Genomic DNA, 25765 nt, shown 5'->3' with positions numbered 1-25765 from the left:
CGCGGCGCGGTCCGCGCCGCCCCTCCGGTCAGGCCGCCGTCGTGGGGACGTCGAAGCGCAGCTTCGGTTCGGGGAAGGGCGCACCGTCGAGGTCCGTCTCGACCCGGTCCCGCAGCACGCCCCCGCACGCGCGGATCGTGGCCACGGAGGCGGTGTTCGTCTCGTCGCACGTGAGCAGGGCGGAGGGCGTCCCGCGCGCGGCCAGCAGCGTCAGGGCGCCGCGCAGCAGGCGCGCGGCGTGCCCCCGCCTCCGGAACGCGGGGCGCACCGCGTAGCCCACGTGCCCGTTGACGTGCCGCAGCGCCTCGTTCAGCTCCCACCGCACGGACACCCGGCCCACCAGCTCGCCCGCCTCGTTCACGCCCACGTAGAAGGACGCGGGCACCCGGCCGGGTTCGACGTCGCCGCGCGCCTCGGCGGCGAACGCGCGGCGGATCGCGGGGAAGGAGAGAGTGGCCCCGCCGAGGAGGAAGTCGAAGCCCTCGCGGTGCAGCTCGGCGTCCGCCTCGCGCGCCGCGATCTCGTCCGCGGCGCGCAGTGGGCGCAACAGGAGGCCGTCCACGGTGACGGTGGGGCTGGGGTCCGGGAGCATGCGCCGAGTGTACGCGGGGGGACGCCGGGCGCGGCCGAGTGAGCCGCCCGCCGCCCCAGCCCTCTTCCCCTCCCCATCCCCGCGCCGTGAGCCAGACGTTTCGGTGGTGATCAGCCCCTGATTGCAGCCGAAACGTCTGGCTCGCGGCGGAGCACGTGGCCCCGCGCGACCCAGCCCGCGGCTCAGCCCGCGGCACAGCTCTCGGTGCACCCTCCGGGCCGCCGCGCCCCCCACCACGACAACGGGGGTGACGTGGATCACGTTGAGGGCTAGGGTGTGGGGACCGACGATCGCCCACCCCAGGAGGCCGCGATGATCGTGCCGTCCCCGTCGGCGGAGCACGCGCCCGCGCTCGAGGCTCGCCCCGAGCTGCCGGGCGAGACCGTGTCCCGCGTCGCCATGACGCCCGCGGCGCTCGAGCTGATCCGCCGACTCCTCTCGATCCACGGCCCGCTCATGTTCCACCAGTCCGGCGGCTGCTGCGACGGCTCCGCGCCCATGTGCTATCCCGCCGGCGACTTCACGACCGGCGCCGCCGACGTCCTGCTGGGCACCTTCGCGCTGCCGGCCGAGGGGGACCAGGCCGCCGTCGAGATCCCGTTCTGGATGTCCGCCGCCCAGTTCGAGTACTGGAAGCACACCCACCTCACCCTGGACGTGGTGGACGGGCGCGGCTCGGGCTTCTCCGTCGAGGCGCCCGAGGGCAAGCGGTTCCTGATCCGTTCGCGGTTGATGGCCGGCTCGGGATGAGCTCGACCCTCGCCACCGGCGCCTACCGACGCGCCGTGGACCGGGCCCACGAGTCCCTCGACTCGGTCCGCCTGTCGCTCGCGCCGTCGTCGCCCACCGCTCCGGCCGGCGCGGACCAGGGCCTGCGCGCCGCCCTCCAGGGGCTGCGCCGGGAGGTCCGCGAGTCCTGGCTGCGCTCCCTCGGCGCCCTCACCCCCGCGGGGTCAGCCCTCGACGCGGGGGCGTCCGCGACCGCCCCCGGGGTGCCCGGCCAGAGCGACCCGGCCACCCTCGCCGACGACGACCTCGCCGCCGCCCGCCGCGAGCAGCGCCTCGCCGTGGCCCTGCCGGTGGTCCGCCGCATGCTCATCCACCCCGCGGCCGAGGCCGGGATGCTCGCCGCGATCGGCAATGCGCGCGGCCACCTGCTGTGGGTCGAGGGCGATCGGACCGCGGTGGGCCACGCCGAGACCATGGGCTTCGTGGCCGGCGCCGACTGGTCCGAGGCGTCCATGGGCACCTCCGCCCCCGGCATCGTCCTCGCGACCGGCGCCCCCACACAGGTCAGCCGCGGCGAACACCTGAGCCCGCGCGTGCACCCGTGGAGCTGTTCGGCCGTCCCGCTCACAGACCCGGCCACCGGGCGGCTCGTCGGGGTCCTGGACCTCACCGGGGGCGAGGACGCCGTCAGCCACCTCGCCCTGCCGCTGCTCCAAGCCACCGTGGACGCCGTGCACGCCGCCTGGCGGGACCTGCCCGCCCCGTCCCGGGGCCGCCCCCGCGGCACATTCCCGACGCCGGGCCCCTCGGCTCCGCCGTCCGCCTCGCCGGGGCCGAGCCCCGCCGGCGCGCCGCACCGCCACGACGACGCAGCGGGCCTGCTGCGCGTCACCGGCCACCTGCCGCCCACGCTGGACGGGGCCGAGCTCACCCGCCGGCACGCCGAGATCCTCGCCCTCCTCGCGTGGCACGGCCCAGGCCTGACCGGAGCCGAACTCGAGATCGCGCTGTATCCGGAGGAGACGGCCAGCCCCCGGCCCGCGCCGGGCGATGCCCCCGCCCGCGCCATCTCGCTGCGCGCCGAGGTGCATCGACTCCGCCGGGCACTGCATGACGTGGGGGCGCCGGTGGGGCTGCTGTCCCGGCCATACCGGCTCGTGGGGGAGGTGCACGCGGACCTGCTGTGCGCGCGGGAGGCGCTGCGCGCCGGGGATCTGGACCGTGCGCTGCACGCGGCGGCCGGGCCGGTGCTGCCGCGCTCGGTGTCCCCCGGTGTCGCCTCGATCCGAGCAGAGTTGGGGGAGGCGCTGCGCGAGGCCGTCGCCCAGGACGCGGATGTCGAGCAGCTCTGGGCCTACCTGGGCCGCCCCGAGGCCCGCGACGACGTCGACCTCTGGGGTGCCGCCCTGCGTCTGCTGCCGACGGACTCGCCGCGGCGCGCGCTCGCCGTGGCCACGCTCGAGCGGATCGAGCGGGACCTGGCCTGACCCGGCCCACCCCTCATCCGCGCCCGGTGCAACCTTCGTGCAACCTCCTTGTGACTAGGGTCACAGCCACGGCAGGGCGCCACCCGGCGCCGAGGCAACCGCAGGCAAAGGAGCCAGCACCATGACCGTCTACGCATTCCCGGGCACCGAGGGAGCCGAGGTCGAGTTCAAGTCCCGCTACGAGCACTTCATCGGTGGAGAGTGGGCGCCCCCGGTCAAGGGCCAGTACTTCGAGAACGTCACGCCCGTGACGGGCAAGGTGTTCTGCGAGGTCGCCCGCGGCACGGCCGAGGACATCGACGCCGCCCTCGACGCCGCCTGGAAGGCCGCCCCGGCCTGGGGCGCCACCTCGGCGGCCGAGCGGGCGCTCGTGCTGCATCGCATCGCGGACCGCATGGAGGAGAACCTCGAGATGCTGGCGGTCGCGGAGACCTGGGACAACGGCAAGGCCGTCCGGGAGACCCTCAACGCGGACGTCCCGCTGGCCATCGACCACTTCCGGTACTTCGCCGGCGCGATCCGCGCGCAGGAGGGCGGCCTGTCCCAGGTGGACGAGGACACCGTCGCCTATCACTTCCACGAGCCGCTCGGCGTGGTCGGCCAGATCATCCCCTGGAACTTCCCGCTGCTGATGGGGGTGTGGAAGCTGGCACCCGCGCTGGCCGCGGGCAACGCCGTCGTGATCAAGCCCGCCGAGCAGACCCCGGCCTCGATCATGGTGTTCATCGAGCTGATCGCGGACCTGCTGCCGCCGGGCGTCGTCAACGTGGTCAACGGCTTCGGCCTCGAGGCCGGCAAGCCGCTCGCGCAGTCGCCGCGCATCCGCAAGATCGCGTTCACGGGCGAGACGACGACGGGCCGGCTGATCATGCAGTACGCCTCGGAGAACATCATCCCGGTGACCCTGGAGCTGGGCGGCAAGTCGCCCAACGTGTTCTTCGAGGACGTCATGGCGAACGACGACGCCTACTGGGACAAGGCGCAGGAGGGCTTCACCCTGTTCGCGCTGAACCAGGGCGAGGTCTGCACGTGCCCGTCGCGTGCGCTCGTGCAGGAGTCGATTGCGGAGAAGTTCCTCGACGCCGTCGTGGAGCGGACCTCGCGCATCGTGACCGGCAACCCCCTGGACACGGACGTGATGATGGGCGCCCAGGCCTCCAACGACCAGCTCGAGAAGATCACGTCCTACCTGGACATCGGCCGTCAGGAGGGCGCCGAGGTGCTGATCGGCGGCGCGCGGGCCGAGATGGAGGGCGAGCTGGCCGGCGGCTACTACGTGCAGCCCACGATCTTCCGCGGGGACAACTCGATGCGCATCTTCCAGGAGGAGATCTTCGGGCCGGTGGTCTCGACGACCACGTTCACCGACTTCGACGACGCCATGCGGATCGCCAACGACACGCTCTACGGGCTCGGCGCCGGCGTGTGGTCCCGGAACGGCAACACCGCCTATCGCGCGGGCCGGGCGATCCAGGCCGGCCGCGTGTGGGTGAACAACTACCACGCCTACCCGGCCCACGCCGCGTTCGGCGGGTACAAGTCCTCCGGCATCGGCCGCGAGAACCACCTGATGATGCTCGACCACTACCAGCAGACCAAGAACCTGCTCGTCTCCTACTCCGAGGACAAGCTCGGGTTCTTCTGAGCCGACGCCGGCACCGCACGACCCCCCTCCCCAGCCCACGAAAGGTGATCCCCCATGGCCACGATGAAGGCAGCCGTCGTCACCCAGTTCGGCACAGAGACCGACGTCCAGGAGGTCGAGCGCCCGACGCCCGGCCAGCACCAAGCGCTCGTGAAGCTCATCTCCTCGGGCGTCTGCCACACGGACCTGCACGCGATGGAGGGCGACTGGCCGGTGAAGCCGACCCCGCCGTTCATCCCGGGCCACGAGGGCGTGGGCATCGTCGAGGAGGTCGGACCCGACGTCGAGAACCTCAAGGTCGGGGACATGGTCGGCAACGCGTGGCTGTGGGGCGCGTGCGGCCACTGCCAGTACTGCCGCACCGGGTGGGAGACCCTGTGCGAGGAGCAGGTCAACGGCGGCTACTCCATGAACGGATCCTTCGGCGAGTACATGCTCGTGGACGCCCGCTACGCGCCCCTGATCCCCGAGGGCGCGGACCCGATGGAGGTCGGCCCGATCCTGTGCGCCGGCGTCACGGTGTACAAGGGGCTCAAGCAGACCGAGGTGCGGCCCGGGCAGTGGGTCGTGATCTCCGGCATCGGCGGCCTGGGGCACATCGCGGTGCAGTACGCCGTGGCGATGGGCATGCGCGTGGTGGCCGTGGACGTCGCGGACGACAAGCTGGCGCTCGCCTCCCGGCACGGCGCGGAGCTGACCGTGAACGCGAACGTCGCGGACCCCTCCGTGGAGATCCAGGAGAAGATCGGCGGTGCCCACGGCGTGCTCGTCACGGCCGTGCACCCGCAGGCGTTCGGCCAGGCCATCGCGATGACCCGCCGCGGCGGCACCATCGTGTTCAACGGCCTGCCCCCGGGCGACTTCCCCGCGCCGATCTTCGACATCGTCCTCAAGGGCCTGACCATCCGCGGTTCGATCGTGGGCACCCGGCAGGACATGGTCGAGGCACTCGAGTTCTACGAGGCCGGGAAGATCCACCCGACGTTCCACACCCGCCCGCTCACCGAGATCAACGACGTGTTCGACGAGATGCGCCACGGCAAGATCGAGGGCCGCGTCGTCATCGACTACGCGATGCAGGACTGACGTGTCGCCTGGGCGTCGGCTGGGCGCGGGGTAGTGTCGACACATCACACGCACCAGTGCGACGGCGGTCGTCCCGCCCGGAGATCCGGGCCGGGGCGGCCGCCGTCGTCGTCGCGGGGACGGGGCGGGCCGCAGCGCGCCCGACGCCCGAGCCTCAGCGGGCCGCGGCCGGGACGACGCCGTCGCGCAGCCACTCCAGCGTGGCCGGCCAGAAGGTCGGCGCGAACCGCGCGTGGAACAGCCCGAAGTGCCCGATCTCCGCCACACCGAGCTCCTCCGGCCGCACCCGCCAGCGCACCGTCCGCCGGCCCGGCGAGTAGGCGCCCGCGCGATCGAGGGCGGCGTCGGTGCCGAAGTCGTCGTCGACGGGCGCCACGATCAGCGCGTCCGCCGTGAACGCGGCCAGACGACGGCGCAGCTCGTCCCGGCCGGCGGCGGTGCGGGCGCTCGCGGTGAAGTCGCGCCGACTGCGCGCCCAGTCCAGGGCGACCCCGCGCGGCAGGTCCTCGAGCCAGCCGAGCCGCCGCCCCGGGAAGTGCCCGCGGGCCAGCGTGACCACCGGCATCGCCGCATGCCAGCGACCCCACATCCGCGCCCGCCCCGGCCGCGCCCGGTAGTCCCGCCAGTAGGCGTGCTGCCCGCCCACGGCCACGTGCCGGGCCACATGCCGCGCCTCGTCCGCGAGCCCGATGCCGAACCCGCCGTAGCTGTGGCCCACCGTCAGGAGGGGGCCGGGCAGGTGCGTCCGGGCCCAGCCGAGCACGGCGTCCGCGTCGAGGGCGCCCCAGTCCGCCCAGCGCGCCCGCCGGGCCACGGCGAACGGCTCGCGGGACTCCCCGACGCCCCGGTAGTCGAACGTGACCGCGTGGAATCCGTGGCCGGCGAGGAACTCGGCGTAGCGCCGGTAGTACGTGGCCTTCACCCCGGTCGCCGAGGCGATCACCACGGTGCCGGCAGGCGAAGCCGGGGGCGTCGTCGTCGTGGGGGAGAAGTGACGGGCCGCGAGCACGAAGCCGTCGGGGGCGCGGAGGCGCACGGGGGTGGAGGTGGTCTGCGTCACGTCGCCACCCTAGGTGCGGGGCGGCGCGACCTGCGACACAATGGGCCCATGACTGAGACCCCCCAGAGCTCGCCCGGCCAGAGCCGGGACGAGATCCTCGCCCGCCTCGAGGAGATCTACGCGAACGACCCCGCGGTGCGCGAGCACGGCGTCACCCTCGGCGAGGTGGCCGAGGGCCGCGTGGTGCTGCACCGCGACGTCACTGCGGTCATGGTGAACTCCCACGAGATCTGCCACGGCGGCTTCCTGTTCCACCTCGCGGACTCGGCGCTGGCGTACTGCGTGGCGACCTTCGGCGCCGCTCCCGTCACCCGGCGCGCGGAGATCACCTACGTGGCGCCGGCCCGCCTGGGCGCGCGGCTCACCGCCACCGCCCGACAGTCCGTCGAGTTCGGCCGGGACCGCATGATCGAGGTCCGCATCGAGGCGGACGGCCAGCTCGTCGCCTGGTTCACCGGCCACTCCACGAGCCCGAGGCCGCGCGCATGAGCGCCGCGACGCCGTCGGGGCCGGTCCGCGAGATGGTCGAGCTGCACGTGGCCGAGGGTGCCGAGGAGGCATTCGAGACCGCCGTCGCCGAGGCCGCCGCGCTGTTCCGGGACAGGGACGCCACGTCCTTCGAGCTGGTCCGACAGGTGGAGGACCCCCTGTGCTACCGGCTGATCATCGGGTGGCGCCGCCTCGAGGACCACACCGTGGGCTTCCGCGAGTCGGACGCCTTCCCGGCCTGGCGTGCCCTCGTCACACCGCACCTAGCGGAGCCGCCGGCGGCCACGCACTGGACGACGGCGCACGGCGCCTTCTGAGCACCCCCCCTTCGACGACGACGGGGGCCCCTCAGAGGTGGCGGGCCGCCAGCCGCGTGAGGCTGGCCTGGATGCCGCGGGCGTTGTCCTTGGTGAGCCGCAGCGTCTCGAGCGCCTTCCCCACGGCGGGGCGCGTCCAGGAGTAGTCGAAGATCTCGGTGACCTCCGTGGTGCCGTCCCCGTTGTCCAGGAACTCCCAGCGCCAGCGGTGCCCGCCCGGGTGCGCCCACTCGATCAGGCGGTCCGGCTCGGAGGCCGTGGTGGTCAGCGTCATCCGGTACGGCACCCCGTACTTCTTCATGGCGACGGTGAACCGGTCGCCCACGGCCAGCCGGTGCGGCCCGCTGACCTTCGGCTTCACGGTCCCCGAACCGTCCGCCTCGTGGTGCCGGTGCGGGTCGGCCAGCGCAGCCCACAGCTCCTCGGCGGGGGCGTCCACGGTGAGCCGGTAGGCCACCTGGCGCTCGCCGACCTCGACGCGCGTGGGCCACGCCGCCTGCGCTGCGGCACGGGGCAGGGCGGCGGACGACGACGGTGCGCCCGGCTCGCTCTGTTCGGACGGGGAGGTCGCGGGGGTCTCGGGGCTCGCGGAGGGGGTCGGCTCGGTGCTCATGCGGCCAGTCTAGGAACCCCTGGGAACCGGCCGGAGTCCTGGCCCCGGCGGCGCGGCGGGCCTAGTGTTGCTCCATGAGCACCTGGGGAATCCACGTCTTCGAGAACGACGCCGCGCAGGAGCTGGTGGACGAGGTCCTGGACGGGACCTTCCGGCTTGACGAGTACCGCGGCACCTTCCGCTCGGAGGAGGATGAGGACTTCATCCCCGCGGACCCCGGCGCCCGGCTCCTCGCCATGGGTGCGATCCTGCGGGTGGCGGACGACTCCGAGGCCCCCGCGGCAGCCGCCCTCGAGGAGATCGCCGGCACGGACGAGCTGGACCTCTCCACCTTCCGGGCCCAGTTCTCCGACGAGGACGTCCTGACCCTGCACGAGCTGATCGGCGTCGTGCTGCGCGAGCCGGCCTCCTCCGAGCTGTTCGAGCGCTGGGAGGAGTCCGGCGAGCACGAGGAGTGGCTCGCGGTCTCCCGCGCGGCCGCCGTCCCGAACTGAGCCGGTGCTCAGCGCCCGTAGCGCGTGAGCCGCAGGGAGTTCAGCACCACGAGCACGCTCGAGGCCGCCATCGCGCCGCCGGCGATCATCGGGTTCAGCAGGCCCGATGCCGCAATCGGGATGCCGAGCACGTTGTACGCGAACGCCCAGAACAGGTTCATCCGGATGATGGCGAGAGTCCTCCGGCTCAGCTCGAGCGCCTGCACCACCTGGTCCAGGTCGTCGCCGAGCACGGTGATCTGCGCGGCCTCGCGGGCCACGTCCGTCCCCGAGCCCATCGCGATCCCCATGTCTGCGGCGGCGAGCGCGGGGGCGTCGTTGACGCCGTCGCCCACCATGGCGACCACGCGGCCCTCGGCCTGCAGGCGGCGGACCACGTCCACCTTGTCCTCGGGGCGGACGCCGGCCACCACGTCCTCGGGTGCGATCCCGACGGCGGCGCCCACCTGGGCGGCCACCGCGGCGTTGTCACCGGTCACCAGCAGCGGGCGCAGGCCCAGGTCCTTGAGCCGGGCGATCGCGGCCGCGGAGGAGGGCTTCACGGTGTCCGTCACGGAGACGATCCCGGCGAGCCGGCCGTCCACGGCCACCCACACGGCGGTGGCGCCGGCGGACTCGGCGGCCGCGAAGGCCTCCGCGTGCTCGGCGGGGATCGGGCCGCCGAGGGCGTCGTCGACCACGGGTCCACGTCCCACGGCCACGCGGCGGCCCTCGACCACGCCGGTCACGCCGCCGCCCGGGGTGGAGGCGAAGTCCTGCACGGCGGCGAGATCGAGGCCGCGCTCGCGGGCGCCGTCGACGATCGCACGGGCGATCGGGTGCTCGGAGCCGGTCTCGACGGCCGCGGCGAGCGCGAGGACGCGGTCCTCGACCGGGTGCGCGGCGGCGCCGGGGGCTCCCGTCCCGCGCACGGAGGCGTCTGGAGAGGCTCCCGCTTCGTCCACGGAGACGGGGCGGACGGCGGCCAGGCGCATGCGGCCCTCGGTCACGGTGCCGGTCTTGTCCAGCACGAGGGTGTCCACCGTGCGGGTGTCCTCGAGGACTTCGGGGCCGCGGATGAGGATGCCCAGCTGGGAGGCGCGGCCGGTGCCGGCCAGCAGTCCCACGGGGGTGGCGAGGCCGAGCGCGCACGGGCACGCGATCACCAGCACGGCGACGCCGGCACGCAGGGCGGGGGCCACGTCGCCGCCGGTGACGAGCAGCCACACGGCGAACGTGAGCACGGCCAGCGCCAGGACGACGGGCACGAACACGGCCGAGATGCGGTCCGCCAGGCGGGCGACGCGGGCCTTGCCGGTCTGTGCGTCCGAGACGAGGCGGCCCATCTGGGCGAGCGTCGTGTCCGCGCCGGTGCGGGTGACGCGTGCGATCAGGCGGCCGGAGGTGTTCAGGGTGGCGCCCGTGACCTCGTCCCCGGGGCCGACCTCCACGGGCACGGACTCGCCGGTGAGCAGGGAGGCGTCCACGGCGGAGGCGCCCTCGAGCACCACCGCGTCGGAGGGGACCTTCTCGCCCGGGCGGACCACGACGACGTCGCCGGGGTTCACCTGCTCTGCGGGGACCACGCGCTCGGCGAGGCGGTCGCCGGAGGGGCCGTCGCCGGCGTCGGCGCTGTCCCAGCCGGGGAGCAGGGTGGCCTGGGCCGCGCCGAGGTCCAGGAGGGCGCGCAGGGCGGCGCCGGCCTCCCGCTTGGCGCGGGCCTCGAGCCAGCGGCCCAGCAGCAGGAAGGTGGTGATGACCGCCGCGGTCTCGAAGTAGAGGCTGTGGTGCATCATCGCGGCCATGCCGCCGCCCACGTGGGCGGTCATGCCCGGGTCGAGCAGCAGCTCGATCGCGGAGTAGCCCCACGAGACGAGCACGCCCACGGACACGAGGGTGTCCATGGTGGAGCTGCCGTGGCGGCCCGCGCGGACGGCGGCGGAGTGGAACGGCCAGGCCGCCCAGAACACCACCGGCGCGGAGAGTGCGAGCGCCGCCCAGCCCCAGTGCGGGAACTGCAGCGCCGGGACCATGGAGATCAGCAGGACGGGCAGGCTCAGCAGGGCCGCCCCGATCAGCCGTGGGCGCAGCACGTCCTCCCGCGGGCCGTGCTCCAGGTGGTTCACGTGGTCGTGGTCCGCGTGGCCGGGGCGATCGCCGCGAGCTGCGTGGTGGCCGGTGCTGGAACCCGCGGGGCCTCCGGCGTGCCCCGCGTCCTCCATGGCGCCGGCGTCCGCGGTCGGCTCCGCGCCCGGGGTGGGGGCCGTGGTGACGGCGGGCCGCGCGTGCGGGTCATCGCGCACCCGCGCCGTGTATCCGGCCTTCTCGACGGCGGCGATCAGCTCGGCGTCGCTCACGCCCTCGGGCGCGGTGACGGTGGCCCGCTCGAGGGGCAGGTTCACCGAGGCCTCGACGCCGTCGATCTTCCCGAGCTTGCGCTCCACCCGGCCGACGCACGAGGCGCACGTCATGCCGGAGACGTCGAGGTCCACGCGGCGCCCGCCGGTGCTGAGCACCTCGGCGGCGGCCTGCGCGGGCGTACGGGTGCGATTCTCCGTCACGGGTCAGCCCTCCACGATCTGGTAGCCGGCCTCCTCGACGGCGGCGCGCACGGCGGCGGGGTCGAGGTCGGACTCGGAGATCACGGTGGCGGTGGACGCGCCGCCCTTGACGAGGTCCACGTCCACGGCGGTCACGCCGGGGAGCTCGCCGAGCTCCTCCGTCACGGACGCGACGCAGTGGCCGCAGGTCATGCCGGTGATCTTCAGGTCGGTGGTGGTCATGGGGTGCTCCTTCGGGTGGGCGGTTCCGGTGGTTCCGGTGGTGTCTGAGGTCTGGGCGGTGAGGGCGCGGACGGGGGTGCGCGTCAGCGCAGCAGCCGCCCGATGGCGGCCGTGGCCTCCGCGACCTTCTCGTCGATGAGGTCGGTGCGGCCCTGCGCCTCCGCCTGCACGGCGGCCTCCGCCACGCAGTGGCGCAGGTGCTCCGAGGTGAGGTTGAGGCTCAGGGCCTGCAGGGCCTTGGTGACGGCGGCGACCTGCGTGAGGACGTCGATGCAGTACACGTCCTCCTCCACCATGCGGTGGATGCCGCGGACCTGCCCCTCGATGCGGCGCAGCCGCTTCAGGTGCGCGTCCCTGTCACGGTGGACGGCGTGGGGCGGCTCGGGGCCCTCGCACGGGTCGACGGCGTGGCACGCGGAGGTGCCGGCTGATTCGCTGTTCACCCCTGGACCATATACCCCATGGGGGTATGCCGTCCATGGGCCGATCCCGCCGCGCGCGGTGTGTCCTTGCGCGGCGCCGCCGTGGCCGCGCGACCCCGTCGCGCCTCCGCGCCGGCTCGTGCGACGGCAACGGCCGCCCGGCGAGCGGCCGGGCGGCCGTGGGGGAGGGCAGGGGCGACGCTCAGGCGGCGGCCCGCTCCTCCAGGTCGGCGATCAGCTCGCGCACCTGGAGGTCGAGGGCGTCGCGCACGCTCCGCACCTGCTCGATTCCGAGGCCGCGGATGGAGGGGACGGACCAGCGGCGGACCTCCGCGCCCGCGGGGATCTCGAACGGGTCCGCACCGTCGAAGAGCACCACCAGCTCGGTCGTCCGCAGGACGTCCGCGTCCAGCCCCTTGGGGTAGGCGTGGTGCAGGGGGATGCCTGCCTCGGTCATGGCGTCCAGCGCGGTGGGGATGATCTCGCCCGCGGGGGAGGTGCCGGCGGAGCGGGCCTTCACCGCGCCGGCGGAGCGGTTCTCCAGCAGGGCCGCGGCCATCTGCGAGCGGCCGGCGTTGCCGTGGCACACGAAGAGCACGCGGGGGTGGCGCGACTCGATGCTGCCCTGCGCGATCGCCATGGCGCGCAGCCGGTCGGCCGCGTGGCGCACCGAGGTGGTCGCGAGCATCTCCGGGTGACGGCTCGTGGCGGACAGCGTGGCGTAGGACTCGGCCAGCACGGTGCGCGCCGTCGCCACGTCGCCCACCTCCGGGTACCGCGCGTGCAGGCGCACGGCCTCGCGCTCCAGCACGCGGGCGGGCATCCCGTGCGGCGCCGCCTCCGAGGGCTGGTCGGCGACGGCGTCGAGCGGGACGCCGTCCTCGGGGGTGCGGGGAGCGGCGTCGGGATCCGGGGGGATGGGGCACATGGGAAGGACCTCGGGTGGGCGGGCGTTCGAGGTGAACGCGGGGCTAACGAACCCCTCCACGCTAGTGCATCGCGTCTGCGAGGAGGCGGCGGTGCGGCCGGGCGGGGCCGTTCGCGACGGCCCGGCCGTGGGAGAGAATGGACGCCATGTGTGCCCGATCCGCCCTCCCGGACGTCGGCCCGGCCGTGGCCGGCGTGCTCGACGCCGCCGCCTCGCCGTTCGCAGACGCGGTGGTCTGGGCGCAGGGGGACGTCGCATGGCGCGGCACCGGCGGGTGGACGGTGCTCCTGACGGGGCGGGATCGGCTGCGCCGGCTCTCCGCGCTGTGGCAGGCCGCCGTCGCGGGACGGCCGGACCCCGCGGCGCCCGTGCGTGGCTGGATCTCCTCGACCTTCGCCGACGACTCCGCCGAGCCCGCCGTCCTCCGCGTGCCCGAGCGGCTCGCCCGGGCGGATGCGGACGGGGTGCGCGGCATCGAGCAGCACGCGGACGGCGCGGCGCTCGCCGCGGCCGCCGCCGCCGATCCGGACGCGCGCCTGCTGACAGGCGAGGATTTCCCCCTGCCCGCGGACACCGCGGAGCACGCGTGGGACGACGTCGGCTACGCCGCCGGGGTGCGGGAGGTCCTGGAACGCCTGGCGCGCCCCGGGGACGGGGCCGGGCGGGAGCCCCTCGAGAAGGTCGTCATCAGCCGCACGTTGACGGTGCCGGCCGAGGACGCAGACCTGTGGCGCGCGGTCGAGGCGCTGCGGGCGGACTACCCGCAGACGTGGGTGTTCGCCGTCGGCGGGCTCGTGGGGGCCACCCCGGAGATCCTCGCGACGCGCCACGCGGGCGAGGTCTCCTCGCGCGTGCTGGCCGGCTCCCTGCCGCGGGGTGCGACGGCGGCCGAGGACGCCGCGCTGCGGGCCCGCCTCGCCGCGGACGAGCGCCTCGGCCATGAGCACCGCTGGGCTGCTCGATCGGTGGTGGACGCCCTCGCACCGGTGGTGGAGCTGGAGGACGCGGATCCGGCGCCCACCGTGCTGACCCTGCCCAACGTGCACCACCTGGCCACGGCCGTGCGCGGGCGGCTTCGGGACGGGGGCGGCACCGTCCTGGACGTCGTGGCGGCCCTGCACCCGACGGCGGCGGTCGGCGGCACGCCGCGAGAGGCGGCCGTGCGGCTGATCGCCGAGGTCGAGCCCGTGGACCGCGGCCGCTACGCCGGGCCCGTGGGGTGGATGGACGAGACCGGCGACGGCGTGATCGCGCTCGCCCTGCGCTGCGGCCAGCAGGTGTCCGGCGGGATCCGGCTGCACGCCGGCGGCGGCATGGTGCCCGGGGCGGTGCCCGAGGAGGAGGTCGTGGAGGTCGGCGTGAAGCTCCAGCCGATGCGGCGGGCGCTCGGGCTCCGCTGACCCCGGGGCGGCTCAGGCGGCTCAGGCGGCCTGGGCGACCCCGGGGGCCGCAGCATGCGCGGCCTCGCGCAGGCGGCGGCCGGCCTCGTGCTCGGCGAGGGCCGGCAGGAACGTGGTCAGGCGGGCCTCGGCCTTGAGGTCGGCGACGACCGCGCGGACGGTGGCGCGCACGGCGTCGGCGGGGACCTCGTCCGCGAAGCGCTGGGCGAGCTTGTTCTCGACGCGGGCCAGCACGTGGCGCTGCATCAGGGGGCTGGGGGCGGTGGGCAGGTGGTGGTCGGTGTTCGGGGTGGTCATGGGGATGACTCCTCTCTGAGCCGGGCGTGACACTCGGCGGCTGATGCGGGGCGGGCCCCGCCGGATGGATCGATGTGTCCCACCCTTCCAAAGTGAACGAAAGGTGAACAACTTGTTAACCAGCCTACTCGGGCGGCGGGATTTGGCAAGTCTTCGCCGGTGGTCCGGAGCGTCCGTCGAACCCTCGTAAGGTCCCTCAGAGGTCCAGAAGATGCCGGAACCGTGCGGATCCGGGCGATGGGTCCCTGGTCGGCGAGACCTCGGGCGCAAGGTAAACGAAAGGTGAACGCAGCCATGGTGCCCCTGTCCTGGCCGGCGGGGCGCGGTGGCGCGCCGGATCGTGCGGGGGCTGCCGACGTCGTCGTGAACCGACCCGCCGGGACCGCCGCCCCGTCTGGGAGAATGGACGGGATGTCTGACTACCAGCCCCGCCGCCCCGGCTCGAAGCCCGCCCCCGCCCATCGCACGGACCGCACCGGCAAGCCCGCGTTCAAACGGCCCGAGCGCGGCATGATCGACGAGTCCGAGGCCCGCCAGCTCGCCGAGGACCGCGAGCGCATGCACCGCGCCGGGGTCGGCCACCAGCTCTCCGCGCCGAAGCGCCGCGAGGCCGCGGCCGCCGAGCGCCCCCAGGTGATGCCCAAGACCGAGGGCTGGGCCCAGCCCATGGGACCGGACGGACGCCCGCAGCTGCAGTTCAAGCAGCCGCGGGTCTCCCAGCCGCCGCAGCACCTCGCCGACCTCACCCTGGCCGAGCGCCAGGAGAAGGCGAAGGAGATCGGCCTGCCCGCGTTCCGCGCGAAGCAGCTCTCCGTGCACTACTTCGAGCACTTCACCACGGACCCGGAGCAGATGACGGACCTGCCCAAGGACAAGCGGGAGGCGATCGCCGAGGCGTTCTTCCCGCCGCTGCTCACCGAGGTCCGCCGCATGGAGACCGACCGGGGGGACACGATCAAGTTCCTGTGGCGCCTGTTCGACGGCGCGCTCGTGGAGTCCGTGCTGATGCGCTATCCCGGCCGCGTCACGCTGTGCGTGTCCAGCCAGGCCGGCTGCGGCATGAACTGCCCGTTCTGCGCCACGGGCCAGGCCGGGCTGACCCGCAACATGTCCACGGCCGAGATCGTGGAGCAGATCGTGCGCGCCAACCAGGTGATCGCCGCGGGCGGCCTCGGCGGCAAGCGCAAGGACGGCGGGCACGACGCCGACCGCGTCACCAACGTCGTCTTCATGGGCATGGGCGAGCCGCTGGCCAACTACAAGCGCGTGATCGCCTCCGTGCGACGCATGGTGGACCCGGCATCGGAGGGCCTGGGCATGTCCGCGCGGCACGTCACGCTCTCCACGGTCGGCCTGGTGCCGGCCATCCGCAAGCTGACGGAGGAGGGCATCCCGCTCACCTTCGCGCTCTCCCTCCACGCGCCGGACGACGAGCTGCGCGACGAGCTCATCCCCGTGAACTCCCGGTGGAAGGCGGACGAGGCCATCGACGCCGCCTACGACTACTTCGTGAAGACCGGCCGGCGCGTGTCCATCGAGTACGCCCTCATCAAGGACATGAACGACCACGCGTGGCGCGCCGACCTGCTCGCCAAGAAGCTCAACGCGCGCGGCAAGGGCTGGGTGCACGTGAACCCCATCCCGCTGAATCCGACGCCGGGCTCCATCTGGACCGCCTCGGAGCGGGACGTCACCCGCGAGTTCGTCGACCGCCTCAACGCGGCCGGCATCCCCACGACGCTGCGCGACACCCGCGGCAAGGAGATCGACGGCGCGTGCGGCCAGCTCGCGGCCGAGGACGAGGACTGACCCCGGCGCTTTCGCTGACGGAACGGGGTTTCCCGGTCACTCGCACTCGTGGAACGGGGGCACCCGCACCCGACGGCGCCCCGCACCTCTTCTCCCAGAGGTGCGGGGCGCCGTCGTCGGTCTCCAGCTCGGGGCCTTGCCGAATCCGCCCCTCAGCGGATCAGAACTCCACGGTCGTCGAGTCGCCCGGCTCGGCGGTGCCACCGGTGACCTTGGCCCTCACGACCTCGACCGCGGTGGCCACCGCGCCCGCGGATTCCCAGTACTGCGCGGACTCGGCGTCCACGCGCACGAGCACGATCTGCGGATCCTCGGGCGTCGAGCCCTCACCGAAGAAGGACTCGTTGACGGCGCTCCAGTACGTCCTCTTGCGCTCGTCGTCACGGACCACCTGGCCGTGGCCGGAGACGGACGCCCAGAAGGACTTCTCCTGGACAGCCACGTTCACGGGACGCTGGGCGGCCTCGTCGGCGACGTCGGAGCTCGCGCGGGTCACGAACCACAGGGTGCCGTCCTGCTCGGCCTCCTGCAGGCCCATGGGGCGGGTCACGAGGCGGCCGTCGGCCTCAGAGGTGGTGAGCATGGCGACACGGACGTCGGCCAGCCTCTCGAGCAGGTGGGTGCGGGGGTCCTTCTCAGCCATGACGGCTCTCCTTCGGTCTCACGGTCAGTGCGTGACGTTCGGTCTCACGGTCAGTGCGTGACGCCGACGCTAGGCCCCTGCACCGGGGCTCGGCCAGGCTCGGGCGCCGGAGGCGCCGCGCGCCGGACGACGGCGGCCGGCGTCGTGCCTCAGTCCTCGGACGCGAGGTGCGCGATCTGCTCCACGGCGTACGCGTAGCCGTGCACGCCCGCACCGGCGATGACCGCCTCGACCACGGGGGAGAGGTAGGAGTGGTGCCGGAACGGCTCGCGGGCGTGCACGTTGCTCAGGTGCACCTCCACGGCCGGGATCTGGACGGCGGACAGCGCGTCCCGGATCGCGACGGACGTGTGGGTGAAGCCGCCCGGGTTCAGCACGATCCCGACGGCGGCCTCCCGCGCCTCGTGGATCCAGTCGATCAGCACGCCCTCGTGGTTGGACTGGCGGAACTCCACGGCGAGGCCGTGCTGCGCCGCGCGTGCCTCGGTGAGGGCGCGGACGTCGTCGAGGGTGGCCGTCCCGTAGACCTCCGGCTCGCGCGTGCCGAGCAGGTTCAGGTTCGGGCCGTTGAGGACGAACACGGTGCGGGCGCTCTGGTCGGTCATGGCGTCTCCTGGGGGTGTCGGAGGGGAGGGCGGGGCGGGCGGACGGGGCCGGACGGCGACGGCGTCGTCCCCTGCGAGCGTACGTCGCCGGCGCCGTCCGCGACTCGCGCGCGGCCCGGTCTGCCTGCTTCTCTGGAGGCGGCCCCACCAGAGAGAAGGACGACCAGTGACGACTGACCCGCACGCCACGGAGCCCCGCGGCCCCCACGCCGCCGCCCCCGACCTCACCGCGCCCGACCTCGGCGCCGACGTCCCCGCCACCGTCACGCTGACGGGCACGGGCGTGGCCGGCGTCGAGATGCCCCGGATCGGGCTGGGCACGTGGCGCCTGGCCGGGGAGGAGGGCGCCGACGCGGTGCACGCGGCCCTCGCGGCCGGCTACCGCCACGTCGACACGGCGGAGAACTACGGCAACGAGGACGCGGTGGGCCTCGCCGCCGCCCGGGCCCTCGCCGAGGGCGTGCTCACCCGCGACGAGCTGTTCCTCACCACGAAGCTCAACAGGGAGCACCACGGCGGCCCGGAGCGGGTGCGGCCCGCCGTCGAGGCCTCCCTGCGCCGCCTGGGCGTGGACCATGCCGACCTCGTGCTCATCCACTGGCCCAATCCCGAGCAGGACCGGTACGTGGAGACGGCGGCCGCGCTCGCGGGCCTCGTGGAGACGGGCCTGATCCGCGCGTGGGGCGTCTCCAACTTCACGGCCGAGCACCTGGACCGCCTCGCGGAGGCCGGACTGCGGGCCCCGGTCGACCAGATCCAGGTGGACCCCGTGGCCGCGATCCCCGGCTGGCAGGCCGCCGTCCGCGCGCACGGCGCCGTGGTCACGGCCTACTCGCCCATCGGCCGCGCCGAGCTCGGCATCGAGACCCGCGAGGCGATCACGGCCGCCGTCGCCCGGACGGGGCGCACCGTGCAGCAGGTGGTGTTGCGCTGGCACCTGCAGCACGGGCGCGTCGTCATCCCCAAGTCGGCGGATCCGGCGCGCCAGGCCGAGAACCTGGACCTCCTCTCCTTCTCCCTCACGCCCGCGGAGATGGCCGGGATCGACGCGCTCGACGACGGCTCCGGCCCCCGGCAGCACCCGGAGACGTTCGGGCACTGAGCGCGCCGGAACCGGCGCGGTGCCGGGGGTCCCGCGCGCGGGGACAGAGGCGCGGGGGCGGAATAGCCGCGCTCGACGGCCTGTTCCACCCCGTGAACCACTGACGGCGCCGCCCCGCTCGGGCGCCGACGTCGCCACCGATGAAAGGACCTCCCATGGCCACCACCGATCTCACCCTCGACGCCTTCGGCTCGACCGTCTCCGAGAACGACACCGTCCTGGTGGACTTCTGGGCCTCGTGGTGTGGCCCGTGCCGACAGTTCGCCCCCGTCTTCGAGGCCGCCTCGGAGAAGCATGAGGACGTCGTGTTCGCCAAGGTGGACACCGAGGCCGAGCAGCAGCTCGCCGCGATGGCCGGGATCACCTCGATCCCCACGCTGATGGCGTTCCGCGGCGGCGTGCTCGTGTTCTCCCAGGCCGGCGCCCTTCCCGGCTCGGCGCTCGATCAGCTCCTCGAGCAGGTCAAGGGCCTGGACGTGGACGAGGTGCGGCGCATGGCGCAGGAGTCCGACGCCGCCGAGCCCGCCCCGGAAGAGGCCGTGGAGTCGGCTGCCGCGCAGCTCGACGAGGTCAACGGCCGCTGACGCTCCACCCCCGTCTCACCCGGCGTCGAACGCGCCCTGCTCCCACTGCGCCACGAGCCACGGGCTGAACGCCCGCGGCACGGCGGCCAGGGCGGCGGTCAGCTCGGCGACGCCCACCCAGCACCACTCGGCGACCTCGTCCTCCTCAGGGGCGGGGTCGCCGTGCAGTGTCGCGCGGAACACCGGGCAGACCTCGTGCTCCTCCACGCCGGCCGCGTCGGCCGCGCGGTACCGGAACCCCGGCAGCAGGGGAGCCACGTCCGCCACCTCCACCCCCAGCTCCTGGGGCGCCCGGCGGCTCACGGCCTCCTCGGGGGTCTCGCCGACGGCGGGATGGCCGCAGAACCCGTTGGTCCACACGCCCCCGAAGGCCTTCTTGCCCAGGGCCCGGCGCGTCAGCAGGAAGCGGCCGTCGGGGCTGTAGACGTGGCACGAGAACGCCAGGTGCAGCGGCGTGCCGCCCTCCGCGACGTTCCGGTGCACGGTCGCCTTCGGCTCGGCGCCGACGGGAGTGCCGTCCGCGTCCAGGAGCACCACCCGCTCCACGTCGGAGGCGGTGGCGTCGGAGGCATGCGGGCCGGCGGTGTCCATGCGCACCAGTGTGACAGGGCGCGCCCGGGGGTCGCCCCTTCGGTGTGCGCCATCTCACTCTGCCCTGTGATACGCGTCTGACCTGTGGCGATAGAATCCCCCGCGAGCGTCCCGTTCCGTGGGCCGCACCACTTGTCGTCCAGGAGGACCCCCATGACCCTCGCCCTGCCGCGCCCCGCCCGCCTCACCGCGCTCTCCGCCGCCGCCCTGCTCGCCCTCACCGCGTGCGGCGGCCAGGACACGGCCGAGTCCTCGGCCTCGTCCCCGGAGGCCGGCGCCCCGACGTCGGCCGCGGCCTCACCGACGGAGTCCGCCTCGGCCTCGCAGGCCGGATCCTCCTCCGCCGCCCCGGTGGAGCACGGGCCGGGCACGTGCTTCACCGCCCCTCTGGGCGCGCGCGACCTCTCCAACTTCGAGGAGACCGACTGCGCGGAGGAGCACACGGCGGAGTACCTGTGGCCCGTCCCCGCGGTCGCCGAGGGCGAGGAGGCCTCCTCCACGTCCGCCGCGGTCTGCCAGGCCGCAGGAGAGCGGCTCTCCGAGCGTGAGGAGATCGGCGCGGGCACGGTGCTCTCCGCGGCGGAGCTCAGCTCCTTCGGCACGGAGGGCACCCACTGCGTGGTCTACGCGGTCTCCGGCCAGTGGAAGGGCCAGATCGTGGACCCGGCGACCACGCTGGAGAAGGCGGCGCAGGAGGCGCCCGCCGCCACGTCCTGACGCTCGCTCCGCCGGTCCACTCCCGTGCGCGGGACCGCGGCGTCCGGGAGTGGACCGGCGGAGCAGAGGCGCGCTAGCGTGGCGTGGAGATTCGACCGTCGAACTATTTTCGGCACGCCGCGTTCCCCGCACCGGCCCCATCCTCACTCGCACCGCCAGCCCAGGAGGCCCCATGCCGGATCCCGACGCCTGCTCCCGCATGTCCGGCATCCTGGACGAGGCGCTCACCCACGCGGCCTCGCGGGCTCCTGACTCCGCCGCCTTCGCGGGCCTGGTCGAGACGCTGCGCGCCCCGGTCGCCGGGGGCAAGCTCGTCCGACCGCAGCTCGTGGACCTCGGCTACCGCGCGGCAGCCGGCGGCCCGGTCCCGCCCGCGGACCGGGCCGCGGTGGACCGTCTCGGCGCGGCGTTCGAGCTGCTGCACACCGCGCTGATCGTGCACGACGACGTGATCGACCGCGACACCGTCCGCCGCGGCCGCCCCACGGTGGCGGAGGAGCACCGTGTGCGCCTCGCCGCGGCGGGCGTGCCCGCGGGAGAGGACGCCCACGCGGGGCTCTCCGTGGCCGTGATCGCGGGGGACGCGCTCCTCGCCGAGGCCCTGCGCCTGGCCGTGACCTGCACCCCGGACCCGGTCCGCGCGGTGCCGGTGGCCGTCGTCGTGATGGACGCCGCCACCGCGACCGCCGCCGGCGAGCTCGAGGACGTGCTCCTGGGCCTGTCCCGCCACACCGGGGACGAGCCGGACCTCGCGCGCATCCTGGCGATGCAGCGCCTCAAGACGGCGCGCTACTCGTTCGACGCGCCCCTGCGCGCCGGCGCGCTCCTCGCAGGGTCGTCCGAGGAGTTCGCCGCGGCCCTGGCCGACGTCGGCGCGGACCTGGGCGTGGCCTACCAGGTGGTGGACGATGTCCTCGGCGTCTTCGGCTCGCCCGCGGCCACCGGCAAGTCGGCCGCGGGGGACCTGCGCGAGGGCAAGGCCACCGTGGTCACCGCGCACGGCCGGCGGGACCCGGCCGTGCGCGCCCTGCTGGACCGCGCCGCGGCCTCCCCGGACGCCGTCGACGCCGCCCGGCGCGGCCTCGAGGGCGCCGGCGCGCGCGAGCACGCCCGCTCCGTGGCCGCCGAGCTCGTGGAGCGCGGGCGCGCCCGCCTGGCCGCGCTGCCGCTCGGCACCGCGGAGCGGTCGGAGCTCGAGGCCGCGTGCCGCGCCGTCCTGGAACGGGAGGCGTGAGCGTGGGCGCGCCCGTCTCCGACCCCGTCTCCACCCCCGCCTCCGACCTGGACCGCTACACCCGCACCGCCCTCGCGGCGTCCGGGCGGGTCATCGGCCGCTACTCCACCTCCTTCTCCTGGGCCTGCCGCACCCTTCCGGCCGCCCAGCGCCGGGACATCGCCGCGATCTACGCGATGGTGCGCGTGGCGGACGAGATCGTGGACGGCACCGCCGCGGCCGCCGGCGCGGACCCGGCCGAGGTGCGGGCCGCCCTGGACGGCTACGAGGCCGCGTGCGAGCGCGCCATGGCGAGCGGGTTCTCCACGGACCTCGTGCTGCACGCGTTCGCCGACGTGGCCCGCCGCCACGGGATCACCCCCGCGCTGACGGCCCCCTTCTTCGCCTCGATGCGCGCGGACCTGTCCACGAGCGAGCACGGCGAGGAGTCCCTGGCCCGGTACATCCACGGCTCCGCCGAGGTGGTGGGCCTGATGTGCCTGCGGGTGTTCTTCTCCCTGCCCGGCACCCGCGCGGACACCCCGGCCGGGCGGGAGCTGCTGACGTCGGCGGCGTGCCGGCTGGGAGCGGCGTTCCAGAAGGTCAACTTCCTGCGGGACCTGGCGGCGGACCACGACGGCCTGGGCCGCACCTACCTGCCCGGCGCCGCCCCGGAGGTCCTCACGGAGGAGCGCAAGGCCGAGCTCGTGGCGGACCTGCGCGGCGACCTCGACGCCGCCCTGCCCGGCATCCGCGCCCTCGACCCGCGGGCCGGCCGGGCGGTGCTGCTCGCGCACGGCCTCTTTGCGGAGCTGGCCCGCCGGATCGACGCCGCCCCGGCCGCCGAGCTGGCCTCCCGCCGCGTGCGCGTGCCGGACGCCGTGAAGGCCCGCATCGCCGCGCGCGTCCTGGGGGCGAGCGCCCTGTCCCGTGTCCGAGGAGGAACCCGATGAGCACCCGTCCGCGCCGCGTCGTCGTGATCGGCGGCGGCTTCGCCGGCCTGGCCACCGCGGGGCTGCTGGCCCGCGATGGGCACGCCGTCACCCTGCTGGAGCGCAACGCCGAGCTGGGCGGCCGCGCCGGGCGGTGGAGCGCCGCGGGCTTCGCGTTCGACACCGGACCCTCGTGGTACCTCATGCCCGAGGTGATCGACCGCTGGTTCCGGCTCATGGGCTCCTCCGCCGCCGAGCAGCTGGACCTGCGCCGCCTCGACCCGGCCTACCGCGTGTACTTCGAGGGGCAGGACGCCCCCGTGGACGTGGTCACGGGGGGCGCCGAGTCCGCCGCGCTCTTCGAGGGGATCGAGCCCGGCGCGGGGGCCCGGCTGGGGGAGTACCTCGACTCCGCCGCGCGCGTCTACGCCCTCGCCAAGCGCCACTTCCTCTACACCGACTTCCGCCAGCCGCTCGCCCTCGCGCACCCCGAGGTCCTGCGCGCCCTGCCGACGCTCGGCCCCCAGCTGCTCGGCGGGCTGCGCGAGCACGTCGCGGCCCGGTTCCAGGACCGGCGCCTGCGCCAGATCCTCGGCTACCCCGCGGTCTTCCTGGGCACCTCCCCGCGCCGCGCCCCGGCCATGTACCACCTCATGAGCCACCTGGACCTGGTCGACGGGGTCCAGTACCCGATCGGCGGATTCGCCGCCCTTGTCGACGTCATGGCGGACCTGGCACGGCAGGCCGGCGTCGAGATCCGCACCGAGGCGGAGGTCACCCGCATCGAGGTGGAGGACGCCCCGGCGCCCCGCACCCGCGCCGCGCGCGTGCGCGCCCGCCTGGCCTCCCCACGGCGACGCCGGCGCACGGGCCGGGCGACCGGCGTCGTCTGCCGGGACGCCGCGGGCACCGAGCTCCGCCTGGACGCCGACGCCGTGGTGGCCGCCGCGGACCTGCACCATGTGCAGACCGCGCTGCTGCCGCCGGCTCAGCGGGTGCCCGAGTCCGCATGGGACCGCCGCGACCCCGGCCCCTCGGGGGTGCTCGTGTGCGTGGGCGTGCGCGGCGCCCTGCCGCAGCTGCTGCACCACACGCTGCTGTTCACCGCGGACTGGGACGACAACTTCGGGCGCATCGAGTCCGGGCGCATGCTCGCGGACGACACCTCGATCTACGTCTCCCGCACCTCGGCCACCGATCCCGGCGTCGCGCCGGAGGGGGACGAGAACCTCTTCGTGCTCGTCCCCGCGCCCGCCGAGGTGGGCTGGGGCCGCGGCGGCATCCGCGTCCGCGACGGTGAGGGGTGGCGCGTGGAGGAGCCCGGCGACCCCGTGGTGGAGGCCGTGGCCGACCGCGCCCTCAACCAGCTCGCGCGCTGGGCGCAGATCCCGGACCTCGCCGAGCGGATCGAGGTGCGCCGCACCTACGGGCCCGGGGACTTCGCAGCGAACGTGAATGCGTGGCGCGGCTCCCTGCTGGGTCCGGGGCACACGCTGGCGCAGTCGGCCATGTTCCGCCCGCCCGTGCGGGACGCGGGCGTGGCCGGGCTCGTCCACGTCGGCTCCTCCGTGCGGCCGGGCATCGGGGTGCCCATGTGCCTCATCTCGGCGGAGATCGCGCGGGAGGCCGTGGGGGAGCACCTGGGCGTCCCCGCGCCCCGGCCCGGTGTCCCGCTGCCGGGGGAGTCCGCGCGGGAGGACCGCGCGTGATCCGCACCCTCTTCTGGGCCTCGCGCCCCGTCAGCTGGATCAACACGGCGTTCCCCTTCGCGGCCGCCGTGATCCTCACCGGCGGGCTGCCGGCGTGGCTCGTGGTGCTGGGCGCGGTGTTCTTCCTCGTGCCGTACAACCTCGCGATGTACGGCATCAACGACGTCTTCGACTACGCCTCGGACCTGCGCAACCCGCGCAAGGGCGGGGTCGAGGGATCGGTGCTCGCCGATCCCGCCGTGCGCCGGTCCGTCCTCGCGTGGTCCACGCTGCTGCCCGTGCCGTTCGCGGCCGTGCTCGCGGGCTGGTCGATCGCGCGGGGCGAGTGGGCCGCCGTCGGGGTGCTCGTGGTGAGCCTGTTCGCGGTGGTCGCCTACTCGTGGGAGGGCCTGCGGTTCAAGGAGCACCCGTTCCTGGACGCGGCGACGTCGGCGACGCACTTCGTCTCCCCGGCCGTCTACGGGCTCGTGCTGGCCGGTGCCGCGTTCACCCCCGCCCTGGGGGCGCTGCTGGGCGCGTTCTTCCTGTGGGGGATGGCCTCGCAGATGTTCGGCGCGGTGCAGGACGTGGTCCCGGACCGCGAGGGCGGCCTGGCGTCCGTGGCCACCGCGCTCGGCGCCCGCCCCACGGTCTGGCTCTCGGCGGCGCTGTACGCGGCCGCGGGGCTGCTGATGCTGGGCACCGAGTGGCCGGGCCCGCTCGCCGGGCTGCTGGCGGCGCCGTACCTGCTCAACGTGCTGCGCTTCCGGGGCGTCACCGATGCGACGTCCGGTGAGGCCAACCGCGGCTGGAGGCTCTTCCTGCCGCTCAACTACGGCGTGGGGTTCGGCGTGACCATGCTGCTGATCGGCTGGGCGTTCGCGCGGGAGGGGGCGGCATGATCTACCTGCTGATCCTGCTGGGCGTGATCGGGTGCATGGCGCTGCTCGACCGCCGCTTCCGTCTCCTCCTGTGGCACCGCCCGGCGGCCGGCGCCGCGGTGCTCGCCGTGGGGCTGGCCTACTTCCTGGCGTGGGACGTGTGGGGGATCGCCGAGGGCGTGTTCCTGCACCGCGAGTCCCCGTACATGACGGGCGTGATGGTGGTGCCCCAGCTGCCCCTGGAGGAGTGCTTCTTCCTGCTCTTCCTGAGCTACATCACCATGGTCCTGTTCACGGGGGCCCTGCGGATCCTCGAGCACGTCAGGGGGAGGGGCGCATGACGTTCTGGGAGCTCAACGCGGTGTTCGTGGGCGCGGCGCTGGCCGCCGTCGCGGCGGCCGCGCTCACGGGGCGCCTGCGCCGCGCGCACGCCGCGGCCATGGCGGCGAGCGTGGTGGTGCTCTGGATCCTCACCGCGGTGTTCGACAACGTGATGATCGCCTCCGGCCTGTTCGACTACGGCCACGACCTGCTCTCCGGGCTCTACGTGGGCCTGGCCCCCATCGAGGACTTCGCGTACCCGCTGGGCTCCGCCCTGCTGCTCCCCGCGGTCTGGCTGCTGCTGACGGGCCGGCGCAGTGAGCACCGGGCTGACCGGCACCGTGAGGACGGCCGCTGA

General features: G+C 74.6%; 29 protein-coding genes. 18 read left to right on the top strand and 11 right to left on the bottom strand.

Annotated features, from left to right (window positions below; all coding sequences use genetic code 11):
• Nucleotides 1-28 precede the first annotated feature (28 nt).
• The gene (locus AB0302_RS09200; RefSeq protein ID WP_366371557.1) at nt 29-592 is read right to left on the bottom strand and encodes a GNAT family N-acetyltransferase; all 564 of its coding nucleotides are present in this window, start codon (nt 590-592) and stop codon (nt 29-31) included.
• Nucleotides 593-904: 312 nt separating this feature from the next.
• Here AB0302_RS09200 and AB0302_RS09195 point away from each other — a divergent pair, with 312 nt between their 5' ends.
• The 4 genes from AB0302_RS09195 to adhP all read left to right on the top strand — a co-directional run bounded on the left by AB0302_RS09195 (nt 905) and on the right by adhP (nt 5539).
• Nucleotides 905-1342 (top strand): DUF779 domain-containing protein, encoded by a 438-nt coding sequence (locus AB0302_RS09195; RefSeq protein ID WP_366371555.1) that lies wholly within the window; start codon nt 905-907, stop codon nt 1340-1342.
• The gene (locus AB0302_RS09190; RefSeq protein WP_366371553.1) at nt 1339-2808 is read left to right on the top strand and encodes a GAF domain-containing protein; all 1470 of its coding nucleotides are present in this window, start codon (nt 1339-1341) and stop codon (nt 2806-2808) included. Before AB0302_RS09195 ends, AB0302_RS09190 begins: the two co-directional genes overlap by 4 nt.
• Nucleotides 2809-2929: 121 nt before the next feature.
• Entirely contained in the window at nt 2930-4453 is a 1524-nt protein-coding gene (locus AB0302_RS09185) for an aldehyde dehydrogenase family protein (RefSeq protein ID WP_366371551.1), read from the top strand.
• Nucleotides 4454-4507: 54 nt separating this feature from the next.
• The gene (gene adhP, locus AB0302_RS09180) at nt 4508-5539 is read left to right on the top strand and encodes an alcohol dehydrogenase AdhP (protein ID WP_298985922.1); all 1032 of its coding nucleotides are present in this window, start codon (nt 4508-4510) and stop codon (nt 5537-5539) included.
• 154 nt (nt 5540-5693) lie between these two features.
• Here adhP and AB0302_RS09175 read toward each other — a convergent pair whose 3' ends face one another.
• Nucleotides 5694-6599, bottom strand: a complete 906-nt coding sequence (locus AB0302_RS09175) for an alpha/beta fold hydrolase (protein WP_366371549.1) — start codon at nt 6597-6599, stop codon at nt 5694-5696.
• Between the two features lie 48 nt (nt 6600-6647).
• Here AB0302_RS09175 and AB0302_RS09170 point away from each other — a divergent pair, with 48 nt between their 5' ends.
• On the top strand, nt 6648-7088 hold the full coding sequence (locus tag AB0302_RS09170) for a hotdog fold thioesterase (protein ID WP_366371547.1): 441 nt from the start codon (nt 6648-6650) through the stop codon (nt 7086-7088).
• On the top strand, nt 7085-7405 hold the full coding sequence (locus AB0302_RS09165) for an antibiotic biosynthesis monooxygenase (protein WP_248115722.1): 321 nt from the start codon (nt 7085-7087) through the stop codon (nt 7403-7405). Before AB0302_RS09170 ends, AB0302_RS09165 begins: the two co-directional genes overlap by 4 nt.
• Nucleotides 7406-7436: 31 nt before the next feature.
• Here AB0302_RS09165 and AB0302_RS09160 read toward each other — a convergent pair whose 3' ends face one another.
• Nucleotides 7437-8018, bottom strand: a complete 582-nt coding sequence (locus AB0302_RS09160) for an SRPBCC family protein (RefSeq protein WP_366371545.1) — start codon at nt 8016-8018, stop codon at nt 7437-7439.
• Nucleotides 8019-8092: 74 nt separating this feature from the next.
• Between AB0302_RS09160 and AB0302_RS09155 the strand changes: the two genes are divergently transcribed.
• Nucleotides 8093-8512: a DUF4259 domain-containing protein gene (locus tag AB0302_RS09155; protein ID WP_248115720.1), complete on the top strand. Its 420-nt coding sequence runs from the start codon at nt 8093-8095 to the stop codon at nt 8510-8512.
• 8 nt (nt 8513-8520) lie between these two features.
• Here AB0302_RS09155 and AB0302_RS09150 read toward each other — a convergent pair whose 3' ends face one another.
• The 4 genes from AB0302_RS09150 to AB0302_RS09135 all read right to left on the bottom strand — a co-directional run bounded on the left by AB0302_RS09150 (nt 8521) and on the right by AB0302_RS09135 (nt 12624).
• Nucleotides 8521-11007: a heavy metal translocating P-type ATPase gene (locus AB0302_RS09150; protein WP_366371591.1), complete on the bottom strand. Its 2487-nt coding sequence runs from the start codon at nt 11005-11007 to the stop codon at nt 8521-8523.
• Between the two features lie 48 nt (nt 11008-11055).
• A complete protein-coding gene (locus AB0302_RS09145; protein WP_298985932.1) occupies nt 11056-11274 on the bottom strand; it encodes a heavy-metal-associated domain-containing protein in 219 nt (72 codons plus the stop codon).
• An 83-nt stretch (nt 11275-11357) separates the two neighbouring features.
• Nucleotides 11358-11717: a metal-sensitive transcriptional regulator gene (locus tag AB0302_RS09140; RefSeq protein ID WP_248115718.1), complete on the bottom strand. Its 360-nt coding sequence runs from the start codon at nt 11715-11717 to the stop codon at nt 11358-11360.
• Nucleotides 11718-11898: 181 nt separating this feature from the next.
• Entirely contained in the window at nt 11899-12624 is a 726-nt protein-coding gene (locus AB0302_RS09135; RefSeq protein ID WP_319075909.1) for a protein-tyrosine-phosphatase, read from the bottom strand.
• Between the two features lie 146 nt (nt 12625-12770).
• Here AB0302_RS09135 and AB0302_RS09130 point away from each other — a divergent pair, with 146 nt between their 5' ends.
• The gene (locus AB0302_RS09130; RefSeq protein WP_366371542.1) at nt 12771-14024 is read left to right on the top strand and encodes a chorismate-binding protein; all 1254 of its coding nucleotides are present in this window, start codon (nt 12771-12773) and stop codon (nt 14022-14024) included.
• A 21-nt stretch (nt 14025-14045) separates the two neighbouring features.
• Here AB0302_RS09130 and AB0302_RS09125 read toward each other — a convergent pair whose 3' ends face one another.
• Complete coding sequence (locus AB0302_RS09125) at nt 14046-14321, bottom strand: three-helix bundle dimerization domain-containing protein (RefSeq protein ID WP_366371540.1); 276 nt, start codon at nt 14319-14321, stop codon at nt 14046-14048.
• A gap of 411 nt (nt 14322-14732) precedes the next feature.
• On the opposite strand from AB0302_RS09125, the gene rlmN reads away from it, so the two are divergent.
• A complete protein-coding gene (gene rlmN, locus AB0302_RS09120; protein ID WP_366371538.1) occupies nt 14733-16130 on the top strand; it encodes a 23S rRNA (adenine(2503)-C(2))-methyltransferase RlmN in 1398 nt (465 codons plus the stop codon).
• Between the two features lie 160 nt (nt 16131-16290).
• Here rlmN and AB0302_RS09115 read toward each other — a convergent pair whose 3' ends face one another.
• Both AB0302_RS09115 and aroQ read right to left on the bottom strand, forming a co-directional pair.
• Nucleotides 16291-16773: a pyridoxamine 5'-phosphate oxidase family protein gene (locus AB0302_RS09115; RefSeq protein ID WP_366371536.1), complete on the bottom strand. Its 483-nt coding sequence runs from the start codon at nt 16771-16773 to the stop codon at nt 16291-16293.
• A gap of 149 nt (nt 16774-16922) precedes the next feature.
• The gene (gene aroQ, locus AB0302_RS09110) at nt 16923-17378 is read right to left on the bottom strand and encodes a type II 3-dehydroquinate dehydratase (RefSeq protein ID WP_319075901.1); all 456 of its coding nucleotides are present in this window, start codon (nt 17376-17378) and stop codon (nt 16923-16925) included.
• A 166-nt stretch (nt 17379-17544) separates the two neighbouring features.
• Between aroQ and AB0302_RS09105 the strand changes: the two genes are divergently transcribed.
• Nucleotides 17545-18480, top strand: coding sequence for an aldo/keto reductase (locus AB0302_RS09105; RefSeq protein ID WP_366371534.1), 936 nt, complete (start codon nt 17545-17547; stop codon nt 18478-18480).
• A gap of 155 nt (nt 18481-18635) precedes the next feature.
• Nucleotides 18636-19064, top strand: coding sequence for a thioredoxin (trxA, locus tag AB0302_RS09100; protein WP_248115710.1), 429 nt, complete (start codon nt 18636-18638; stop codon nt 19062-19064).
• 15 nt (nt 19065-19079) lie between these two features.
• On the opposite strand, the gene idi is transcribed toward trxA, so the two are convergent.
• Nucleotides 19080-19655: an isopentenyl-diphosphate Delta-isomerase gene (gene idi, locus AB0302_RS09095; protein ID WP_248115709.1), complete on the bottom strand. Its 576-nt coding sequence runs from the start codon at nt 19653-19655 to the stop codon at nt 19080-19082.
• Between the two features lie 153 nt (nt 19656-19808).
• On the opposite strand from idi, the gene AB0302_RS09090 reads away from it, so the two are divergent.
• From AB0302_RS09090 to AB0302_RS09060, 7 genes are all read left to right on the top strand, one after another.
• Nucleotides 19809-20372, top strand: a complete 564-nt coding sequence (locus AB0302_RS09090; protein WP_248115708.1) for a hypothetical protein — start codon at nt 19809-19811, stop codon at nt 20370-20372.
• 172 nt (nt 20373-20544) lie between these two features.
• Complete coding sequence (locus AB0302_RS09085) at nt 20545-21606, top strand: polyprenyl synthetase family protein (RefSeq protein WP_366371531.1); 1062 nt, start codon at nt 20545-20547, stop codon at nt 21604-21606.
• A 2-nt stretch (nt 21607-21608) separates the two neighbouring features.
• Nucleotides 21609-22538 carry a squalene/phytoene synthase family protein gene (locus tag AB0302_RS09080; RefSeq protein WP_366371529.1) on the top strand — a complete coding sequence of 310 codons (930 nt, stop codon included), beginning with the start codon at nt 21609-21611 and terminating at the stop codon, nt 22536-22538.
• Entirely contained in the window at nt 22535-24226 is a 1692-nt protein-coding gene (gene crtI, locus AB0302_RS09075) for a phytoene desaturase family protein (RefSeq protein WP_366371527.1), read from the top strand. Before AB0302_RS09080 ends, crtI begins: the two co-directional genes overlap by 4 nt.
• Complete coding sequence (locus AB0302_RS09070) at nt 24223-25107, top strand: prenyltransferase (RefSeq protein ID WP_366371525.1); 885 nt, start codon at nt 24223-24225, stop codon at nt 25105-25107. Before crtI ends, AB0302_RS09070 begins: the two co-directional genes overlap by 4 nt.
• Nucleotides 25104-25427 carry a lycopene cyclase domain-containing protein gene (locus AB0302_RS09065; RefSeq protein WP_282442579.1) on the top strand — a complete coding sequence of 108 codons (324 nt, stop codon included), beginning with the start codon at nt 25104-25106 and terminating at the stop codon, nt 25425-25427. The genes AB0302_RS09070 and AB0302_RS09065 overlap by 4 nt, the downstream gene beginning before the upstream one ends.
• Nucleotides 25424-25765, top strand: a complete 342-nt coding sequence (locus tag AB0302_RS09060) for a lycopene cyclase domain-containing protein (RefSeq protein WP_366371522.1) — start codon at nt 25424-25426, stop codon at nt 25763-25765. The genes AB0302_RS09065 and AB0302_RS09060 overlap by 4 nt, the downstream gene beginning before the upstream one ends.

Source organism: Micrococcus sp. NPDC078436 (assembly GCF_040702705.1).
In the GTDB taxonomy this organism is placed as follows: Bacteria; Actinomycetota; Actinomycetes; order Actinomycetales; family Micrococcaceae; genus Micrococcus.
The sequence above is the reverse complement of the archived record's forward strand: the minus strand, read 5'-3'. Positions and strand labels throughout refer to the sequence as shown.

What these genes read in the sequence shown, in the direction of transcription:
- AB0302_RS09200 (WP_366371557.1), bottom strand. Translation starts at nt 592, where the DNA reads ATGCTCCCGGACCCCAGCCCCACCGTCACCGTGGACGGCCTCCTGTTG.
- AB0302_RS09195 (WP_366371555.1), top strand. Translation starts at nt 905, where the DNA reads ATGATCGTGCCGTCCCCGTCGGCGGAGCACGCGCCCGCGCTCGAGGCT.
- AB0302_RS09190 (WP_366371553.1), top strand. Translation starts at nt 1,339, where the DNA reads ATGAGCTCGACCCTCGCCACCGGCGCCTACCGACGCGCCGTGGACCGG.
- AB0302_RS09185 (WP_366371551.1), top strand. Translation starts at nt 2,930, where the DNA reads ATGACCGTCTACGCATTCCCGGGCACCGAGGGAGCCGAGGTCGAGTTC.
- adhP (WP_298985922.1), top strand. Translation starts at nt 4,508, where the DNA reads ATGGCCACGATGAAGGCAGCCGTCGTCACCCAGTTCGGCACAGAGACC.
- AB0302_RS09170 (WP_366371547.1), top strand. Translation starts at nt 6,648, where the DNA reads ATGACTGAGACCCCCCAGAGCTCGCCCGGCCAGAGCCGGGACGAGATC.
- AB0302_RS09165 (WP_248115722.1), top strand. Translation starts at nt 7,085, where the DNA reads ATGAGCGCCGCGACGCCGTCGGGGCCGGTCCGCGAGATGGTCGAGCTG.
- AB0302_RS09160 (WP_366371545.1), bottom strand. Translation starts at nt 8,018, where the DNA reads ATGAGCACCGAGCCGACCCCCTCCGCGAGCCCCGAGACCCCCGCGACC.
- AB0302_RS09155 (WP_248115720.1), top strand. Translation starts at nt 8,093, where the DNA reads ATGAGCACCTGGGGAATCCACGTCTTCGAGAACGACGCCGCGCAGGAG.
- AB0302_RS09145 (WP_298985932.1), bottom strand. Translation starts at nt 11,274, where the DNA reads ATGACCACCACCGACCTGAAGATCACCGGCATGACCTGCGGCCACTGC.
- AB0302_RS09135 (WP_319075909.1), bottom strand. Translation starts at nt 12,624, where the DNA reads ATGTGCCCCATCCCCCCGGATCCCGACGCCGCTCCCCGCACCCCCGAG.
- AB0302_RS09130 (WP_366371542.1), top strand. Translation starts at nt 12,771, where the DNA reads ATGTGTGCCCGATCCGCCCTCCCGGACGTCGGCCCGGCCGTGGCCGGC.
- AB0302_RS09125 (WP_366371540.1), bottom strand. Translation starts at nt 14,321, where the DNA reads ATGACCACCCCGAACACCGACCACCACCTGCCCACCGCCCCCAGCCCC.
- rlmN (WP_366371538.1), top strand. Translation starts at nt 14,733, where the DNA reads ATGTCTGACTACCAGCCCCGCCGCCCCGGCTCGAAGCCCGCCCCCGCC.
- AB0302_RS09115 (WP_366371536.1), bottom strand. Translation starts at nt 16,773, where the DNA reads ATGGCTGAGAAGGACCCCCGCACCCACCTGCTCGAGAGGCTGGCCGAC.
- aroQ (WP_319075901.1), bottom strand. Translation starts at nt 17,378, where the DNA reads ATGACCGACCAGAGCGCCCGCACCGTGTTCGTCCTCAACGGCCCGAAC.
- trxA (WP_248115710.1), top strand. Translation starts at nt 18,636, where the DNA reads ATGGCCACCACCGATCTCACCCTCGACGCCTTCGGCTCGACCGTCTCC.
- idi (WP_248115709.1), bottom strand. Translation starts at nt 19,655, where the DNA reads ATGGACACCGCCGGCCCGCATGCCTCCGACGCCACCGCCTCCGACGTG.
- AB0302_RS09090 (WP_248115708.1), top strand. Translation starts at nt 19,809, where the DNA reads ATGACCCTCGCCCTGCCGCGCCCCGCCCGCCTCACCGCGCTCTCCGCC.
- AB0302_RS09085 (WP_366371531.1), top strand. Translation starts at nt 20,545, where the DNA reads ATGCCGGATCCCGACGCCTGCTCCCGCATGTCCGGCATCCTGGACGAG.
- crtI (WP_366371527.1), top strand. Translation starts at nt 22,535, where the DNA reads ATGAGCACCCGTCCGCGCCGCGTCGTCGTGATCGGCGGCGGCTTCGCC.
- AB0302_RS09065 (WP_282442579.1), top strand. Translation starts at nt 25,104, where the DNA reads ATGATCTACCTGCTGATCCTGCTGGGCGTGATCGGGTGCATGGCGCTG.
- AB0302_RS09060 (WP_366371522.1), top strand. Translation starts at nt 25,424, where the DNA reads ATGACGTTCTGGGAGCTCAACGCGGTGTTCGTGGGCGCGGCGCTGGCC.